Here is a 17,098-nt window from a genome sequence, read left to right as displayed (position 1 = left end):
ACTTCGCCGATTAAGCTGTCTTACCGTGCCGCTCTATGCCGCGTATGGATCGAATATGCACCCGGAGCAAATGCAGCAACGGGCTCCGCACTCGCCGATGGCGGGCACCGGGTGGCTGCATGGCTGGCGGCTGACGTTCGGCGGGGAGGACATCGGCTGGGAAGGCGCCCTCGCGACCGTCGTCGAGGACCCGCTGTCCAAGGTGTTCGTCGTGCTCTACGACATGACACCGGCCGACGAGCACTCGCTGGACCGGTGGGAAGGTTCCGAGCTCGGCTTCCACAAAAAGATCCGCTGCCGGGTGGACCGGTTGTCGTCGGACACCACCACCGACCCGGTGCTGGCCTGGCTGTACGTCGTCGACGCGTGGGAAGGTGGCCTGCCCTCGGCCCGCTATCTCGGGGTGATGGCCGATGCCGCGGAGATCGCCGGAGCCCCGGACGAGTACGTGCACGATCTGCGCACCCGCCCCGCCCGCAACATCGGCCCCTAGCCAGCGGCGGCGACGATGTTGACCATCGTGCGCACACCGACACCGAGCGCGCGTTCGTCGATGTCGAACGTGGGCTGATGCAGGTCCAGCTGCGGCCCCTGCCCGCTCCATACCCCTAGCCGGCCCATGGCCCCGGGTACGTCTTCGAGATACCAGGAGAAATCCTCGCCGCCGCCGGACTGGTGGGTGTCGGCGAGCACATCAGGTCCGATCGCCTCGATGGCATGGGTGAGCATGCGGGTGGAGACCTCTTCGTTGACCACCGGCGGCACCCCGCGCCGGTAGTTGAGGCTGTGTTCGATGTTGAGCGGCGCTAATATCGCTGTAACCGTCTCTTCCACAATGGATTCCAGAGTCAGCCAGGTGTCGCGGCTCGCGGTGCGGATCGTCCCGGCAAGCGTGCCTATCTGCGGGATGGCGTTGGCGGCCACGCCGGCGTTGACCGCACCCCACACCATCACGGTGTCGTGGCGCGGGTCGATGCGACGAGATAGCACGCCGGGTAGCCCGGTGATCAGCGCGCCGAGTCCGTAAACGAGGTCGCCGGTCAGGTGCGGCCGGGAAGTGTGCCCGCCCGGCGAGTGCAGGGTGATCTCGATGGAATCGGCTGCCGAGGTGATCGGTCCGGGCTTCGTGGCCACCCGTCCGACGGCCAGGCGCGGATCGCAGTGCAGGGCGAAGATCCGGCTCACGCCGTTGAGCACACCGGCGTTGATGGCATCGATCGCTCCGCCGGGCATGAGCTCCTCTGCCGCCTGGAACAGCAGTCGCACGCCGACCGGCAACTCCGGCACCGACGACAAGGCCATGGCCGTGCCCAACAACACCGCGGTGTGGGCATCGTGGCCGCAGGCGTGCGCGACGTTGGGCACCGTCGACGCATAGGACGCGCCGGTCCGGTCAGCCATCGGCAAGGCGTCCATATCCGCCCGCAGCGCGATCCGCGGACCGTCTTCGGGTCCGAAGTCACACGTCAGGCCGGTGCCACCGGGCAGCACCTTGGGGTTCAGCCCGGCCTCGGCGAGGTGCCGGGCGACGAACTCGGTGGTGGCGAACTCTTGACGGCCGAGTTCCGGATGAGCGTGCAGATGCCGGCGCCACGACACCATCTCGTCGTAGTTCGCCGACAGCCAGCGCGCAGCGGCGTGCTGTAACACACTCACGAAGCCCGCCTCCTTTCCTGCGCCTGCTGTACCCGGCTCCGCTCGGCGGGAGTTTCAGCCAGCGCAACGACGGTGCGGGCCAACATGATTGCTCCCTCGACCACGGCCCGGTCGGCACTCGGCCCGGCGGCCGCCGCGGTGAACGCCGGCTGGTGGATCGCGGCGCCGCCCGAGTCGATACCGATCACCGGGTGAATGCCGGGCATCACCTGGCTGATGTTTCCCATGTCGGTACTGCCCAGCGGCACGCTCGCCTCCACGTTTTCCGGCAACGGACTACGGCCCAGGCGCACCATCTCGGCGCGGACAGTCTCCGAAAGCCACGGGTCGGGCGCCAGTTCGGCATAGGCCGGTGCGATCTCGCTGACCTGATGCTCGCAGCCGGTCGCCAGCGCTCCGGCCGAAAAGCATCCTGCCATCCGGTCTTCCAGCTCACGCAGCGCGGACATGTCGGTGGCCCGCATGGTGTACCGCATCTCGGCCCGGCCGGGGATGACGTTGGTGGCCTGCCCGCCGTGGGTGACGATGCCGTGCACCATCTGCCCCGGCATCAGCTGCTGACGCAACAGGCCGATCGCCACCTGAGCGACGGTGACCGCGTCGCCGGCGTTGACGCCCAGATACGGCGCCACCGCGGCGTGCGACTCCCTACCGGTGTAGTCGACCGTCACCTCGGACAGGGCCAACGAGCGGGCCGCGGCGATGTCGACCGGCCCGGGATGCAGCATCACCGTTGCGGCGATGTCGTCGAACACGCCGGCGTTGAGCAGCAACACCTTTCCGCCGCCGAGTTCCTCGGCCGGCGTCCCCACCAGCACCACCGTCAGGCCGAGCTCGTCGGCCACCTCGGCCAGGGCCAGGGCAGTGCCGACGGCCGACGCCGCGATGATGTTGTGGCCGCAGGCGTGCCCGATCTCGGGCAGCGCGTCGTACTCGGCGCAGATCCCGACGACCAGTGGGCCGCTGCCGTAGGACGCACGGAACGCGGTATCCAGCCCACCGGCACGCTCGGTGATCTCGAATCCGTACTCCGCTGCCAGAGCTTGCGTCTTGGCGCAGCTGCGATGCTCGGCGAAGGCCAATTCCGGCTCGGCGTGGATCGAATGCGAGAGCTCGATGAGGTCGCCACGACGCCGGTTGATGGCGTCCTCGACGCTGCGCGAGGCGGTGGCAGACGGCATCCTCGCAGTATCTCACTTGAGGTTTTGTTCTTCGCGCGAGCGCTCATCACCGTGTTCACGGCCGTTAAGCTCGCCTATCGTGACCGATCGGGAGGCAGCTGTGCCAGATTTGCTCCTCGCGTGCGCAGCAGCCATCGCGGAACGCACCGGCGTCGAGCGCCATGACGTCGCGGTCGTGCTCGGGTCGGGCTGGGCACCCGCGGTTGCCGCGCTCGGCGATCCGGTGGCCACCGTGCCGATGGCCGATCTGCCGGGCTTCACCCCACCGAGTGCACAGGGGCATGGCGGCCAGGTGCACTCGATTCAGGTCGGCGATCATCGCGTGCTGGTCCTGGCCGGGCGCATCCACGCCTATGAGGGACACGACCTGCAGCATGTGGTGCATCCGGTGCGGACCGCGGCGGCCACCGGCGTTTCGACGGTGGTGCTGACCAATGCGGCCGGCGGCCTGCGGGCCGAGTACCAGGTGGGCCAGCCGGTCCTGATCAGCGACCACCTCAACCTCACCGCAAGGTCCCCGCTGGTCGGGGCACAATTCGTCGACCTGGTCGATGCGTACTCACCCCGGCTACGGGCACTGGCCCGGCAGATCGAGCCGACTCTGACCGAGGGTGTCTACGCCGGGTTGCCGGGCCCGCACTACGAGACGCCGGCAGAGATCCGGATGCTGCGCGCCCTGGGAGCCGATCTGGTCGGTATGTCGACGGTGCACGAAACGATCGCTGCCCGGGCCGCCGGCCTACAGGTGCTGGGCATATCGATGGTGACGAACCTGGCCGCGGGGATGACGGGCGAGCCGCTCAGCCACATCGAGGTGCTCGATGCCGGGCGTCAGTCCGCAACCCGGATGGGTTCCCTGCTGGCTTCGGTGATCCGACAGATCTAGCCGACGAGATACCGCTGCAGGGTGGGCCCGATCCAGTCGACGACCTCGTGACGCGGCATGCCGACCAACGGCGGGAATTCCAGTACGTAGCGGCACAACGCCATCCCGAGCACCTGTGATGCCGCGAGGCTGGCCCGCACCGGGGTGTCAGGAGCGTTGCCCGTGGTTTCGGCGATGACGGGAGCGAGTTGCGCGGCGAAGATCGTCCGCATCCGCTCGGCGACCGCCTCGTTGGTCACGCCGGCCCGCAACAGGATCAACAGTGCTTCGTCGCGTTCCCAGCGATCGAGAAAGTGTGTGGCCAGCGCGGCACCGATCTGCTCGCGCGGGACCTGGGCCAGATCGGGTAGTTCCAGATCGAATTCGGCAGCGGCGGCGAACAGTCGCTCCTTGTTGCCGTAGTAGCGCATCACCATCGACGGGTCGATCCCGGCATCTGCGGCAATCGCCCGGATGGTGGCGCGTTCATAGCCGTCGGCAGCGAAGCGCTCACGTGCCGCGGCCAGGATCACGGACTTGGTCTCAGCTGCCGGTCGTCGCATGCCAACAAGTGTAGGCCAACAACCGTTGACATCGCTGCGCACCGCGCCTACGTTGAAGTCAACAGTTGTTGACCAACGGTTGTTGACAAAGGAGCCGAAGATGCAAACGACCACCACCGACGTCCTCATCGTCGGAGCCGGACCCGTCGGCCTGAGCGCCGCCATCGTGCTCATCCAGCACGGCCACGACGTGACGGTGGTGGACCGCCAAGCCGAGGGCGCCAACACCTCGCGGGCCGCCGTCGTCCATCCCCACACCCTGGAATTGCTGGAGCCCTACGGCGTGGTCGACGCCCTCGTATCACGCGGCGTGCACACCCCGACCTTCACGATCCGCGACCGCGACGACCTCCTGATCGCGGTCCCCTTCAGCGAGCTGCCGACCCGTTACCCCTACACGTTGATGATTTCGCAGGCCGACACCGAGACGTTCCTGCTCAACCGGCTGGAGGCGCTGGGTGGCAAGGTCGTCCGGCCCGCCGCGGTCACCGAGATCCGACAGTCCGCCGACTACGCGGTCGCGACCTTCACCGACGGCTCGCAGATCCGGACCAGGTATCTGATCGGTGCCGACGGCATGCACAGCACGGTCCGCGACCAGGCCGGCATCGCGTTCACCGGTGGCACCTACGCCGAGTCGTTCGTGCTGGCCGACGTGCACCTGTCCGGAGGCGTCCCGGCCAACGAGGTCATCCTCTACTTCTCGCCGGCCGGCCTGGTCGTCGTCGCTCCACTGCCCGACGGGATGTATCGCATCGTCGCGACGGTCGATGAAGCACCGCAAAATCCCGACGTCGCGTTCGTGCAATCGCTGCTCGACGAGCGCGGTCCGCAGGCACGGCCCGCCGTGGTCGAGGACGTTGTGTGGGGGTCACGCTTCCGCGTGCATCACCGGATCGCTGACGAGTTCCGCAACGAGCGCGTCCTGCTGGCGGGCGACGCCGGCCACGTGCACTCCCCCGCGGGCGGACAGGGCATGAACCTCGGGATCGAGGATGCGGTCGTCCTTGCTGAACAGCTCTCGCAGGTGCTGGATGCCGGGGCCGATGAGGCGCTGCTCGACGAGTACGCCGCCGCTCGACGCCGCACCGCGGGCAGCGTGGTCGCCATGACCAGCCGGCTCACCGAAGTCGCCACCGCATCTGCCCGCCGCCGACCCATCCGCAATCGCGTCATGCGGATGGCCGGCAAGCTTCCCGCCGTTCGCCGGGCGCTGGCCTGGCGTTTGTCCGGCCTGAACCGACGCTGAGTAGAGGAGACACTCATGAAACTCGTCAACGATGAACTCGCGGTACCGGTCCGGCTCACCGAGCCCACCGACAACGGCTTCCTGGTGCTGGCGGCCGAGGTCGGCCGCTGGTGCGGGCCTCTTCCCCTGCCCTCGCGCGCCCGCCGCCGGCTGACCGGCCGTCTCACCGAAATGGCGGCGAAGCTGGCCCACCGCGACGACGTCGTCGAGGCCGTGGTGTTCGACGCGGCGCTGCGCCCACCCGGCGAAGGCTCGGCACTGCTCGCCCGCGCGGGTGTGCGACCCGCGCGCTACGACGTCGTCGTCCTGATCCGCACCACCGGAGTCGGGAGCATCGACAGCCTGCGAGCGGACAACGCCTATCGCGCCATTGTCGCCGAATTCGACCGTCACGCGCGACACTCCTACCGGATGGCAGCCAGCAACGCAGCCCGGATCGCGGATGTCGAGCACACCGACGACCGCTGGTTCCTGTTCAACTACTTTCACTGTGATTCCGCGGAAACGGTTTATGACACATGGGAATACACAGCAGGCTGGTTTCAACAGCACACCGCGTTGCCGGACTCGACCCTGCTTGCGCCGCGGCCCGGCGAACCGACCGATTACAGCATCGTCAACCACGCGAGTTGGCCGGCATTGCGGGCGTTTCTTCCCAGCCTGCTGTTTCGGCGCACCTTCCGGTCATTTGTGCTGGCCAACTTCAAAGCCAATGGCGTCGCGGCCCAGCCGATCATCTATCGCCTGAGCCCGGCCACCGGCTCATCGGGGAAAATCTGACAGACCTGCGCAAGTTTGCGTACTCGGACGCCGCTGCGGGCACACTTGGGTCATGACCTCCGTCGCGACCGCCGCCGCAGATTGGATCGCACATGACCCCGACCCGCAGACCGCGGCCGAACTGTCCGCCTGCAGTCCCGATGAGCTCGATCGTCGATTCAGCCGTCCGCTGACCTTCGGCACCGCCGGGTTGCGGGGCCCCTTGCGGGGCGGGCCGGACGGGATGAACCTGGCGGTGGTCACCCGCACCACCTGGGCGCTGGCGCAGATGCTCAAGGACGGAGGTCTGGGCGGCTCACATGTGGTGGTGGGCCGCGACGCTCGGCACCGCTCCGACGAGTTCGCCTTGGCGGCTGCCGAAGTCCTTGCCGCCGAGGGTTTTCAGGTCCTTCTCATGATGGCTTCCGTGCCGACACCGGTGGTCGCCTATACCGTCCGGCACCTTCCTGCTGTGGCCGGAGTGCAGATCACCGCATCGCACAATCCGCCCACGGACAACGGATACAAGGTCTTTCTCGACGGCGGCATGCAGATCATCTCCCCTGCCGACCGCGAGATCGAGGCTGCGTTGGCCCGTGCCCCACACGCCGATGAGATCCCCAGGGCTGCAGTGGAAACTGGCGGCCTTCACCAGGTCTACGGCTACCTGGAACGTGCCTCTCGGGTGCGCCGCACCACCGGTTCGGTGCGGATCGCCCTGACTCCGCTACATGGCGTCGGCGGAGAGTACGCCCTCGATGCACTGGCCCTGGCCGGGTTCGAGGACGTGCACGTGGTCGAGGAACAGTTCAACCCGGATCCGGACTTCCCCACGGTCAACTTCCCCAATCCCGAGGAGCCTGGCGCCGTCGACGCACTCCTCGCCCTGGCCGACGACATCGACGCCGAGATCGCGATCGCCCTCGATCCGGATGCCGATCGCTGCGCCGTCGGGGTGCCCGGACCCGACGGCTGGCGCATGCTCACCGGCGACGAAACAGGCTGGCTGCTGGGCGATTACATCCTGTCTCAGCTCGAACCGGGCCCGGTCAGCGAAGCTGCGTTGGTGGCCAGCACCGTCGTCTCGTCGCGGATGCTGGCATCGATCGCGGCGACGCACGGCGCCCAGCACGCCGAAACCCTCACGGGGTTCAAGTGGTTGGCCCGCGCCCAGACTCCCGGCAACACCCTGGTCTATGCCTACGAGGAAGCGATCGGCCATTGCGTCGACCCGGCCTCGGTACCCGACAAGGATGGGATCAGCGCTGCGATCCTTGCGGCCGACCTGGTGGCTGCACTGCGTGATCAGGAACGCACCATCCTCGATGCCCTTGACGGTCTGGCCAAGGTTCACGGCGTGCACGTGACGGGAGCCGTCAGCCGCCATGTCGATGATGCTGCTACCGCCATGACCCGGTTGCGCGAATCCCCGCCGACCGAGCTGGCCGGCATCGCCATCACTGTGGAGGACCTGCTGAAGCGGAACGGGCAACAGCACACCGACGCCCTCATCTTCACCGGCAGCGATGCCGGCACCTCCATCCGGGTGGTGGTGCGCCCGTCGGGTACCGAACCGAAACTGAAGTCCTACACCGAAGTTCGCTGCACGCCGACCGACGACTTGGACACCGCGCGGGCCCACGCCCAGAAGCTCAGCCAGGACCTATCCGACGCCGCGGTGCGCTGGTGATACCTCAGCGCGGCCCGAACTGACGGTCCCCGGCGTCCCCGAGCCCCGGAACGATGTAGGCGATGTCGTTGAGGCCCTCGTCGATGGTCGCGGTGACCAGCCGCATATCGGGGGCAACCTCCTCGATCGCCGCGATCCCCTGCGGCGCACACACCACACAGACCGCGGTGATGTCGACCGCGTTGCGTTCCTTCAACAAGTCGATGGTGTAGGCCATCGACCCGCCGGTGGCCAACATGGGGTCGAGGATGAACACCGACCGTGTGCTCAGGTCGTCGGGCAACGACGCCAGATACGGCGTCGGCTGATGCGTCGTCTCGTCGCGCGCCATCCCGACGAACCCCACCTGCGCCTCGGGGATCAGGGCATGCGCCTGGTCGACCATCCCCAGCCCGGCCCGTAATACCGGCACCAGCAACGGCGGATTGGCCAATCGCGAACCTGTGGTGTCGGTGACGGGCGTGCGTACCGGGATCTGTTCGGATGTCGCGTCCCGGGTGGCCTCGTACACCAGCATCAGGGTGAGGTCGCGCAGTGCGGAACGAAACCCGGCGTTGTCGGTCCGCTCATCGCGCAAAGTGGTCAGCCGTGCGGCGGCCAGGGGGTGGTCGACGACGCGTACATCCATGCCGCTGACCTTAACGGACTACGGATTTTCAAGGGTCCGCAACGGGGTGCCCCCACACCACGCTGAGGGGGCGTTCGTTCTTGTCCCTGACCCTGGAGATCTGACCATGACGAAAGTCACCGCCGCCCCGCCAGCGGGAATCAGCGCCGTGGCCGTCCTCGGCGTCGAGTCTGACGCGCAACTCGCGGAGCGGTTCGTTCACGAGGCCATGCCGTTCCACCCCATGCTCTTGCGCACCGCCCGGCGGCTCACCCACAGCCAGGCCGACGCCGAAGACCTGGTTCAGGACACACTGATGAACGCCTACACCGGTTTCCGCCGGTTCGAGCCGGGCACCAACCTGCGGGCCTGGCTCTTCCGCATCCTGCACAACCGGTGGATAAGTACACACCGGATGAAGCAGCGACGCCCCGATGCGTTCGCCGTTGCCGAGATCACTGACAGCGACATGCTTTGCAGCGCAAATCATTCCGCGACTGCCGAGCGCTCAGCCGAAGACCGTGCGCTCGACATGTTCTGCGACAGCCGGATCCGCGATGCGGTGTTGACGCTGCCCGAAGGTTTCCGAACGGTTTTGTACTACTCCGATATCGAAGGCCTGACGTACGCCGAAACCGCGGCGCGCATGGAAATCCCCCTGGGAACCGTCATGTCGCGCATCGCCCGCAGTCGCGAACGCCTCAGGGCAGCTCTGGGCAACGACGACACCCGACGTGTCGCGTGACGAAACAATGGAGGGACACAATGGAATCCGGAGAAGAACTCAAGGGGTACCGTGCGCTGGTGACCGGTGGCACCGCCGGCATCGGGTTGGCGAGTGCCGACCTGCTGGCGCGGGCGGGCGCGGCCGTGACCATCACCGGACGAGACGAACGGCGGGGCCGTGATGCCGCAGCCGCACTCGGCGGGGAGGTCCGATTCATCCGTGCCGACCTTGCCGACCTCGGGTCGGTGCAATCGCTTGCCCACCAATGTGATCAGCTCGACATCCTGGTCAACAACGCAGCTGCTTTTCCCGGTGCGCTCACGGTGGAACAGGATGTCGCGTCGTTCGAGCAGACCTTCGACACCAATGTGCGCGGCACCTATTTCCTGGTGGCTCAACTGGTGGGTGGCATGCTCGAGCGCGGCCGCGGCAGCATCGTGAACGTCACTTCGATGGTCGCCTCGAAAGGGGTGCCGGGCGCCTCGGCCTACAGCGCTTCCAAAGCGGCCGTTGAATCGCTGACCCGGACCTGGGCTGCCGAGTTCGGTTCCGGCGGTGTGCGAGTCAACAGTGTGGCGCCGGGTCCGACCCGCACCGAAGGCGTCGAGGCTCAATGGGGCGACACGAACGAGGAACTCGGGCAGGCCCTGCCGTTGGGCCGCACGGCCACCCCGGAGGAGGTCGCCCACGCGGTGCTGTTCCTGTCGTCACCGCGCGCAGCGTTCATCACCGGCTCGACGCTGCATGTCGACGGGGGCGGTACCGCCATCTGAAACACAGGGGAACCGAACGGCGTCGGCCGGCGTCCTAACCACATGCCTGCCGATACCCTGCACGCCGACCTGGCGGCCATCCGTGCCCTTGGCGATGCCCTCGATGCGCACGCCGCCGATCTGAGTGCCGTGGCCGTTTCCCTGCGATCGATCCCGGCACCGGGGCTCGGCCCGGTCGGCGAACGGTTCGCGACCGCGTTCGCCGAGGCCGTCAGCGCACACCGCGATGCGGTCGCGGCGCTCGGCGCCTGCACGGGGGCCGGGGCCGTCAGCGCTCGATGTACCGCCGCAGACTACGACTCCGCCGGTCAACGAGCCGCCACGCTGTTGCCTCGGATGTAGCCGTGCCCGGATCCACAATCGTGTTGGCCGCGCCGCTGTACGAACTGCGAGATCTCGTCGGCAGCGGCTGGCCGGACCACCGGCCCGCGGTGGCCGCGATGGACGGCGCCCACGGCGCTCTTTCGGACATCGCGGCTGCGCTCGGCCGGTCGTGGGACCGTGCCGCCGGGGATTGGTCCGGCATCTCGGCGACGGCGGCCGCGGAGTTCGCCTCCCGCGCTGCGGCCGAAGTCACCAGCCTGGCCGAGCGCGCACAGATCCTGAGCTGCGCGGCCCGGGACGCAGGCTCGGCCGTGGCCCGGGCCAGGATCCGACTGCAGGCGATCATCGACCGCTTCGAGGAACGCGCCGCCGCGCTGGCTCCTCACCTCGATGAACCCGGAGTGGCCCAGCAGATGCAGGCCGAAGCACGACGCGCGATCACCGAGGCCACGGCCGTCGTCGACGAACTTCGCACCGAACTCGACCAGCGCGCCGACGCGGTCACCGGCTCGGCGCCCGCGGCCGGCACGCACGCGGGATCGGCAGGCTCCGGAGGTTTCGCCCCGACCGCCGCGGGGTCGTCGGGAGCCACAGCGCCGGCAAGTTGGAGCCGGGCCGCAGGTCTACCGGCGGCTCCGGCCGACGATCGCGCGGACGCCGTGGTCGGGCTACGCGACCCCGGGATGTTCGGTGACGGGGTGGCGGTGCGGCTGCCCGACGGCAGCACGGCGGTGGCCCCCAATGCCGTGGCGGCCAGCGCCGTGCGGCACGCGTTGACCCAACTCGGGGTGCCCTACCGATGGGGCGGTACCACCCCGGGCGTCGGCTTGGACTGCAGCGGCCTGACCCAGTGGGCCTACCACGAAGCCGGGCTGGCCATCCCCCGACTGGCACAGGAACAGGACATCGGCAAGGCAGTGTCGCCCGGAACACTGCGGCCGGGTGACCTGGCAGTGTGGGACGGGCATGTCGCGATGATCGTCGGGCCGAACACGATGATCGAGGCCGGTGATCCGGTGAAGCTGTCGCCCGTCCGGACCACGAATGCCGGTCAGGGCTTTCAGGGATTCTGGCGGCCCACGGCCTGAGCGCAGTACCGGCAGGCCCCGAACCGGAGACAAGCTGACTGGCGTCCAGGGCACCCCATTAGGCTGTGCCGCATGGCTGCTGACATCGTGCCGGTCCGGCTCGGGCTGACCAAGGGCGACCTTTACACACTGTGGGCTCCGCGTTGGCGGGATGCCGGCGACGAGTGGGAGGCCTTCTTGGGCGAAGGTGACGCTCTCTACGCCTTCGAATCTGTCGCTGACCTGGTCGCCTTCGTCCGCACCAACACCGACAACGACCTCGCCGATCACCCGAAGTGGGACAAGCTGACTGCGGCCAACGCGCACAAGCTGCAGCCGGCCGAGGACCGTGAGTACGACATCGTCGGGGTGCCCGACCTGGTCTCCGACAAGCCGACCGAGGAATCCGTCGCGCGCCTGCACCGCACCCTCGTCGTGGTGTCCTCGATCGGCTCGGTGTGTGAGCTGCCGGCCATCAGCAAGTTCTTCAACGGCAACCCCGTTCTCGGCACGGTCGGCGGCGGACTGGAAGGCTTCACCGGCCGCTCCGGACGCAAGCGGTGGGCTGAGATCGAAGCCGTGATCGCCCGCGGCTGGGACGGCGTGCTCGACTCCATCGACGAGATCGTCGCCATCCCTGAGGCCGTCGACGCCGATGCGGTGAAGAAGGCCGAGGCCGAGCTCGAGGAGCCGGCCCCCGAGGAGGACGAGGACGACGTCGCGGTGGACACCGAGGACGCCGAAACCGACGACGAGGACGGCGAGGCCGCGGCCGAGCCGGTACGCAGCGCCGCCGACACCGCGGTCCTGGGTGACGACGAGGACTTCTGGCAGAAGGTCGGGATCGACCCGGTGCGCATCATGACCGGTTCGGGCACCGTCTACACCCTGCGCTGCTACCTCGACGACGACCCGGTGTTCCTCGGGCGCAACGGCCGTATCAGCGTGTTCAGCTCCGAGCGGGCGCTGGCTCGGTATCTGGCCGACGAACACGATCACGACCTGTCGGACCTGGCCACCTACGACGACATCAGGACCGCCGCCACCGACGGCTCCCTGCGGGTGGACGTCGCCGAGGAGAACATCTACGTCCTGTCCGGCATCTCCGACGACATCGCCGACGGGCCCGATGCGGTCGACCACGACCAGTTGGAGTTGGCCGTCGAACTGTTGCGCGACGTCAGCGACTACGCCGAGGACAAGACCGTCGACGAGACGCTCGCACGGACCAAGGCGCTGGGCAAGTTCGTGAGCTACGTGCTCGGCGACGAGAACGCCCGCAAGCCGGAGGTCCCGCACGCCGAGGCCGTCGAGCAGTGGGACGCACTGGAACGGTTCGTGGAGTCACGCCTGCGGGCGGAGTAGCCCTCAGGACAACCGGGTGATCTTGCCGCGCCCGTTTCCATAGAGCCCGGCTCCCACCCATGTGACTATGCCGACATCGCTCCCCACCTGCCACGATCGCTGGCCGGTTGCGGTGTCGTAGGCGATCGTGGGGTCAACGTCATGCGTGCCGACGATGTGGTTGTTGTCGGCCGCGACCAGGCTATCGAGCTTCGCCTTCTCAATGAACGCGCCGGTTCCGTCTGTGCAGTCCCATGCGCGCACCCCGCCCGTGTCCGAACCCACCTCCCCGTACGACACGATGCACAGATTGCCCACCCCCGCGAGCGTGACCCGAGGCGACGGGGTTAGCGGCAACTGCTGTGACCACTTGAAATCGCCGGTCAGGGTGTCCACCGCTGCGATCTCCCCCTTGCTCTCGCTGTACACGATCGGCAACACAATCCCAGATGTCGCGTACACCACCGAACGTGGGAACGAGGGGTTCGACATCAGATCGGTGTTTGGCAGCCGATAGCCGTGATCCGCGGGAATACGCCAGGCGAGCTTGCCGGTGAAGGAGTAGAAATCGATCTGCTGTTCGGGGAAGTGGTCCGAATTCAGGAGGGCTCTGCCGCGTACAGCCACCACGATGCCCCGGCTGGTGGCGATGAGCTCGTCGACCGCGCCGATCGAGAACAGATCGGCGCCGGACTCGGCGTCGTAGAACTTCGTGCTGGTGCCGCCCACTTCTGCCACGACGCCTTGATCCAGGTACACCGATGCCGACCCAGTTGTCGGCTTCGTCCAGAGCTGCTGTCCAGAATCGTCGAACACCGTGAGGCTTTTCTTGTTGTCGGCGAATGCGAGCAAACCGGAACCGGAATAGACCTGAGGGACGCCGTCAGTTGACATGGATTCCTTCGTCGCGCCGGACCTCATATCGACGAGTACTGCCTCCTTGCCGCCGGCACAGAGGGCGGCCCCGCCCGATGTACCGACGACACAGTGCGCCACCCTGCCGAACGACGTGGGAAGCGGTTGCTGCCACAGCGGCGTACCGTTCGCGGCATCCAGCGCGATCATGGATTTGTTCAGATTGACGATGACGGTTTTCGAATCGCCGCCCATGACCAACGGGTACGCGTTGGAATCCGGACCCGGCGGATAGCTCCACAGGTTGTTGGTGGGCGCCGCACTCAGCGAGGGTAGCTGCGCCGCAGCGGGCGGACGCTCCACACCGGCAATCTCAGCTTTTCCAGCGGCGGCATCGGCCTCGGACAACTCGTCCGACCCTGACATCCAGAATACGATCGAGCCGACCACCAGGGCCAGCACGACGACCACCACTGCAGCCACAACGATTCCGATGACCTTCCCGTCGCGGCGGCGAACCTCGGGGGGCTGCGGACTGAACTGAGGTGGGTAGCCACCGTAACCCGGGGCCGGAAAACCGGGAGCGGCGCCGAAGACCGGGGGCCCTCCGGGGTGCACCCCGGGCGGACCGAACGGCGACTCCCCCGTCCCCGACGCACCCGGCTGACCATGACTATCGCCCCACGGCGAACTCCCCCACTGGTTCACGCTCGGAGTGTATTCGACGCTCTCCCTGGGATGAGCCGATGAATTCGGCGGCGGCCGCGGTCAATCCACTCATGACCGCATCGACGGGCCTTTCCACCCACACCCTGGAGGTTCTCGGCGCGCGCCTGCACAGTGGTCGCTCGCCACCCCGGCCGGGTGCGCACCCTCGTGGCACACGAGCCTCCCCTTTGGGAGTTCCTACCCGACGTCCAGGCACTCAAACGCGGCGTGGCTGACGTACCGCGTGTCGGTCAGCCCACCAGCACCGCGTACCGCGGCTTGATCACCTCGTCGATGATGGCGAGCCGTTCATCGAAGGGGATGAACGCCGACTTCATCGCATTGATGGTGAACCGCTCCAGGTCGCTCCAGCCGTAGCCGAAGGCCTCGACGAGGCGCAGCATCTCCTGGCTCATGGTGGTATCGCTCATCAGCCGGTTGTCGGTGTTGACCGTCACGCGGAACCGCAACCGCGCCAACCGGTCGAACGGATGCTTGGCGATGCTCGGCGCCGCCCCGGTCTGCACGTTGCTACTGGGGCACATCTCCAACGGAATTCGCTTGTCCCGCAGGATGGATGCCAACCGGCCCAGGTGCTGGGTACCGTCGTCCAACTCGGTGATGTCGTCAACGATGCGCACGCCGTGGCCCAGACGGTCGGCCCCGCAGAATGCGATGGCCTCGTGGATCGACGGCAGGCCGAATGCCTCACCGGCGTGAATGGTGAAGCGCGCGTTGTTGCCTCGCATGTACTCGAACGCATCGAGGTGACGAGTGGGTGGGTATCCGGCTTCGGCACCGGCGATGTCGAAGCCGACAACGCCCTTGTCCCGGAACCGGATCGCCAGCTCGGCGATCTCGCGCGAGCGCGCGGCGTGCCGCATGGCGGTGACCAGGCAGCGCACGGTGATGGTGCGCCCCTCGGCCGAGGCGGCCTTCTCGCCGGCGGCGAAGCCGGCCAGCACCGCGTCGACCACGTCGTCCAGCGACAGCCCCCGGTCGATGTGCAGTTCGGGTGCGAACCGCACCTCCGCGTACACGACGTTGTCGGCGGCCAGGTCCTCGACGCACTCGAAGGCGACGCGATATAGCGCCTCGGGGGTCTGCATGACCCCGACGGTGTGGGCGAACGGCTCGAGGTAGCGCACCAGCGAGCCGCTGTGGGCGGCCGTACGGAAGAACGTGGCCAGCTCGTCGACCTCGGTCGCCGGCAGGCCGTCGTAGCCCAGCCGACCGGCCAGGTCGAGCACGGTTGCCGGCCGCAGTCCGCCATCCAGATGATCGTGCAGCAGGGCCTTGGGAGCGTGCTGGATCTTGTCCAAAGTCAGCGGCGTACTCATGTCCCCATCATGCGCGACACCGGGAGGTCAGCGAGGCTCAATCAGGCTGCGACGCGCTCAACAGTCGGTGACGAAACAGGGCGGGCGACTGGACACCTACAGACGGTCGATGATCAGTGGCCGCCGGGCGGGCACCGCGTCGCCGACAGTCCAGGCGCCGTCGAGTTCGGCCAACGCCGCCGGTAGCCGGTCGGCGGTCTCGGTGTACAGCGTGAACAGCGCCTCCCCGGCGGCCACGGGCTCGCCGGGCGTGCGGTGGATCCGCACACCGGCGCCGAACTGCACCGGCTCACCGGGCTGCGCCCGGCCGGCGCCCAGGCGCCACGCCGCCATCGCCACGCCCATGGCGTCCAGGTCGCCCATGAAACCGCCGTGGGGAGCCGTCACCGTCTCGCTAACCGCCCCGATCGGCAGAGGCCGGCTCAGGTCACCGCCCTGGGCGGTCACCAGCGCACGAAAGCAATCCATCGCGCTGCCGTCCCGCAGGGTCTCGCCCGGATCCACGCCGTCGATGCCGGCCGCGTCGAGCATTTCGGTCGCCAGCGCCAGCGTCAGCGCGACGACGTCGGCCGGCCCGCCCCCGGCCAGCACCTCCATGGACTCGGTGACTTCCACGGAGTTGCCGACGGCGCGGCCCAGCGGGCAGTTCATGTCGGTCAGAAGCGCCCGGGTCGAGACCTCGTAGTCGTTGCCGAGCCCGACCATGGTGGCGGCCAGCTCCCGCGCCTCGGCCTCGGTCTTGAGAAACGCCCCGCGCCCTACCTTGACGTCGAGCACCAGGGACCGCGCCCCCTCGGCCAGTTTCTTGCTCATGATGGAACTCGCGATGAGTGGCAGTGAGTCGACTGTCGAGGTGATGTCGCGCAATGCGTAGATCTTGCGATCGGCCGGCGCCAGCTCGCCTGCGGCGAACACCGCCGCACCGATGTCCCGAAGTTGTTGCCGGATCCGTTCTTTCGACAGCTCTGCGGTGAATCCCGGGATCGCCTCGAGCTTGTCCAGCGTGCCGCCGGTATGCCCGAGCCCGCGCCCGGAGGCCTGCGGCACGGCTGCGCCACAGGCCATCACGACCGGCAGCAGCGGAATGGTGATCTTGTCCCCCACCCCACCGGTGGAGTGCTTGTCCACCAAGGCGAGTGGCTTTCCCTCACGACGTAGGTCGGTGAAGTCGAACCGTTCCCCGGAATCGACCATGGCCGCGGTCCACCGGGCGGTCTCGGCCGGGGCCATGCCGTTGAGGAAGATCGCCATCAACAGCGCCGACATCTGCTCGTCGGCGACCCGTCCATGGGTGTAGCCGTCGATCACCCAATCGATCGCGGCATCGGACAGCATCCCGCCGTCACGTTTGGTGCGGATGACGGTGGGAGCGTCGAGATGCGGCATGACG

The 17,098-nt window shown here is 67.8% G+C and carries 17 protein-coding genes; 10 read left to right on the top strand and 7 right to left on the bottom strand.

The window, feature by feature from the left end; genetic code table 11:
* Positions 1-25 precede the first annotated feature (25 nt).
* A complete protein-coding gene (locus tag E0T84_RS15335; protein ID WP_070187306.1) occupies positions 26-493 on the top strand; it encodes a gamma-glutamylcyclotransferase in 468 nt (155 codons plus the stop codon).
* On the opposite strand, the gene E0T84_RS15330 is transcribed toward E0T84_RS15335, so the two are convergent.
* Both E0T84_RS15330 and E0T84_RS15325 read right to left on the bottom strand, forming a co-directional pair.
* Entirely contained in the window at positions 490-1,602 is a 1,113-nt protein-coding gene (locus E0T84_RS15330) for a M20 family metallopeptidase (protein ID WP_138744856.1), read from the bottom strand. The two genes, E0T84_RS15335 and E0T84_RS15330, sit on opposite strands and share 4 nt — an antisense overlap.
* A 50-nt stretch (positions 1,603-1,652) precedes the next feature.
* Positions 1,653-2,837 carry a M20 family metallopeptidase gene (locus tag E0T84_RS15325; protein ID WP_138744820.1) on the bottom strand — a complete coding sequence of 395 codons (1,185 nt, stop codon included), beginning with the start codon at positions 2,835-2,837 and terminating at the stop codon, positions 1,653-1,655.
* Between the two features lie 79 nt (positions 2,838-2,916).
* Between E0T84_RS15325 and E0T84_RS15320 the strand changes: the two genes are divergently transcribed.
* A complete protein-coding gene (locus E0T84_RS15320) occupies positions 2,917-3,723 on the top strand; it encodes a purine-nucleoside phosphorylase (protein WP_171055041.1) in 807 nt (268 codons plus the stop codon).
* Here E0T84_RS15320 and E0T84_RS15315 read toward each other — a convergent pair.
* A complete protein-coding gene (locus E0T84_RS15315) occupies positions 3,720-4,265 on the bottom strand; it encodes a TetR family transcriptional regulator (protein ID WP_138744818.1) in 546 nt (181 codons plus the stop codon). The two genes, E0T84_RS15320 and E0T84_RS15315, sit on opposite strands and share 4 nt — an antisense overlap.
* Positions 4,266-4,365: 100 nt before the next feature.
* Between E0T84_RS15315 and E0T84_RS15310 the strand changes: the two genes are divergently transcribed.
* From E0T84_RS15310 to E0T84_RS15300, 3 genes are read left to right on the top strand one after another with little or no spacing between them, the layout of a single operon-like run.
* Positions 4,366-5,514: an NAD(P)/FAD-dependent oxidoreductase gene (locus tag E0T84_RS15310; protein ID WP_138744817.1), complete on the top strand. Its 1,149-nt coding sequence runs from the start codon at positions 4,366-4,368 to the stop codon at positions 5,512-5,514.
* A gap of 15 nt (positions 5,515-5,529) precedes the next feature.
* The gene (locus E0T84_RS15305) at positions 5,530-6,294 is read left to right on the top strand and encodes a hypothetical protein (protein WP_138744816.1); all 765 of its coding nucleotides are present in this window, start codon (positions 5,530-5,532) and stop codon (positions 6,292-6,294) included.
* Between the two features lie 52 nt (positions 6,295-6,346).
* Positions 6,347-7,963, top strand: coding sequence for a phospho-sugar mutase (locus E0T84_RS15300; protein ID WP_138744815.1), 1,617 nt, complete (start codon positions 6,347-6,349; stop codon positions 7,961-7,963).
* Between the two features lie 4 nt (positions 7,964-7,967).
* Here the strand turns inward: E0T84_RS15300 and upp are convergent, their stop codons facing one another.
* The gene (gene upp / locus E0T84_RS15295) at positions 7,968-8,591 is read right to left on the bottom strand and encodes a uracil phosphoribosyltransferase (protein ID WP_070187313.1); all 624 of its coding nucleotides are present in this window, start codon (positions 8,589-8,591) and stop codon (positions 7,968-7,970) included.
* Positions 8,592-8,697: 106 nt separating this feature from the next.
* On the opposite strand from upp, the gene E0T84_RS15290 reads away from it, so the two are divergent.
* From E0T84_RS15290 to E0T84_RS15270, 5 genes are all read left to right on the top strand, one after another.
* Positions 8,698-9,315, top strand: coding sequence for a sigma-70 family RNA polymerase sigma factor (locus tag E0T84_RS15290; RefSeq protein ID WP_070187314.1), 618 nt, complete (start codon positions 8,698-8,700; stop codon positions 9,313-9,315).
* A gap of 20 nt (positions 9,316-9,335) precedes the next feature.
* Positions 9,336-10,070 carry an SDR family NAD(P)-dependent oxidoreductase gene (locus E0T84_RS15285; RefSeq protein ID WP_070187315.1) on the top strand — a complete coding sequence of 245 codons (735 nt, stop codon included), beginning with the start codon at positions 9,336-9,338 and terminating at the stop codon, positions 10,068-10,070.
* 42 nt (positions 10,071-10,112) lie between these two features.
* The gene (locus E0T84_RS15280; RefSeq protein ID WP_234998361.1) at positions 10,113-10,412 is read left to right on the top strand and encodes a type VII secretion target; all 300 of its coding nucleotides are present in this window, start codon (positions 10,113-10,115) and stop codon (positions 10,410-10,412) included.
* A 2-nt stretch (positions 10,413-10,414) separates the two neighbouring features.
* Positions 10,415-11,482: a C40 family peptidase gene (locus E0T84_RS15275; RefSeq protein ID WP_070187316.1), complete on the top strand. Its 1,068-nt coding sequence runs from the start codon at positions 10,415-10,417 to the stop codon at positions 11,480-11,482.
* A gap of 72 nt (positions 11,483-11,554) precedes the next feature.
* Positions 11,555-12,826 carry a primosomal protein gene (locus tag E0T84_RS15270; protein ID WP_070187317.1) on the top strand — a complete coding sequence of 424 codons (1,272 nt, stop codon included), beginning with the start codon at positions 11,555-11,557 and terminating at the stop codon, positions 12,824-12,826.
* Positions 12,827-12,829: 3 nt separating this feature from the next.
* Here E0T84_RS15270 and E0T84_RS15265 read toward each other — a convergent pair whose 3' ends face one another.
* The 3 genes from E0T84_RS15265 to E0T84_RS15255 form a co-directional block, all read right to left on the bottom strand.
* Positions 12,830-14,143, bottom strand: a complete 1,314-nt coding sequence (locus E0T84_RS15265; protein WP_131823137.1) for a PQQ-binding-like beta-propeller repeat protein — start codon at positions 14,141-14,143, stop codon at positions 12,830-12,832.
* 476 nt (positions 14,144-14,619) lie between these two features.
* Complete coding sequence (locus E0T84_RS15260) at positions 14,620-15,708, bottom strand: adenosine deaminase (protein ID WP_070187319.1); 1,089 nt, start codon at positions 15,706-15,708, stop codon at positions 14,620-14,622.
* A 96-nt stretch (positions 15,709-15,804) separates the two neighbouring features.
* On the bottom strand, positions 15,805-17,094 hold the full coding sequence (locus E0T84_RS15255; protein ID WP_083284276.1) for a thymidine phosphorylase: 1,290 nt from the start codon (positions 17,092-17,094) through the stop codon (positions 15,805-15,807).
* Between the last annotated feature and the right edge of the window lie 4 nt (positions 17,095-17,098).

Source organism: Mycobacterium sp. DBP42 (assembly GCF_005924235.1).
In the GTDB taxonomy this organism is placed as follows: Bacteria; Actinomycetota; Actinomycetes; order Mycobacteriales; family Mycobacteriaceae; genus Mycobacterium; species Mycobacterium syngnathidarum.
This window is presented reverse-complemented; position numbering and strand designations above follow the sequence as displayed.

What these genes read in the sequence shown, in the direction of transcription:
- E0T84_RS15330 (WP_138744856.1), bottom strand. Translation starts at nt 1,602, where the DNA reads ATGGTGTCGTGGCGCCGGCATCTGCACGCTCATCCGGAACTCGGCCGT.
- E0T84_RS15325 (WP_138744820.1), bottom strand. Translation starts at nt 2,837, where the DNA reads ATGCCGTCTGCCACCGCCTCGCGCAGCGTCGAGGACGCCATCAACCGG.
- E0T84_RS15315 (WP_138744818.1), bottom strand. Translation starts at nt 4,265, where the DNA reads ATGCGACGACCGGCAGCTGAGACCAAGTCCGTGATCCTGGCCGCGGCA.
- E0T84_RS15310 (WP_138744817.1), top strand. Translation starts at nt 4,366, where the DNA reads ATGCAAACGACCACCACCGACGTCCTCATCGTCGGAGCCGGACCCGTC.
- E0T84_RS15305 (WP_138744816.1), top strand. Translation starts at nt 5,530, where the DNA reads ATGAAACTCGTCAACGATGAACTCGCGGTACCGGTCCGGCTCACCGAG.
- E0T84_RS15300 (WP_138744815.1), top strand. Translation starts at nt 6,347, where the DNA reads ATGACCTCCGTCGCGACCGCCGCCGCAGATTGGATCGCACATGACCCC.
- upp (WP_070187313.1), bottom strand. Translation starts at nt 8,591, where the DNA reads ATGGATGTACGCGTCGTCGACCACCCCCTGGCCGCCGCACGGCTGACC.
- E0T84_RS15290 (WP_070187314.1), top strand. Translation starts at nt 8,698, where the DNA reads ATGACGAAAGTCACCGCCGCCCCGCCAGCGGGAATCAGCGCCGTGGCC.
- E0T84_RS15285 (WP_070187315.1), top strand. Translation starts at nt 9,336, where the DNA reads ATGGAATCCGGAGAAGAACTCAAGGGGTACCGTGCGCTGGTGACCGGT.
- E0T84_RS15280 (WP_234998361.1), top strand. Translation starts at nt 10,113, where the DNA reads ATGCCTGCCGATACCCTGCACGCCGACCTGGCGGCCATCCGTGCCCTT.
- E0T84_RS15270 (WP_070187317.1), top strand. Translation starts at nt 11,555, where the DNA reads ATGGCTGCTGACATCGTGCCGGTCCGGCTCGGGCTGACCAAGGGCGAC.
- E0T84_RS15260 (WP_070187319.1), bottom strand. Translation starts at nt 15,708, where the DNA reads ATGAGTACGCCGCTGACTTTGGACAAGATCCAGCACGCTCCCAAGGCC.
- E0T84_RS15255 (WP_083284276.1), bottom strand. Translation starts at nt 17,094, where the DNA reads ATGCCGCATCTCGACGCTCCCACCGTCATCCGCACCAAACGTGACGGC.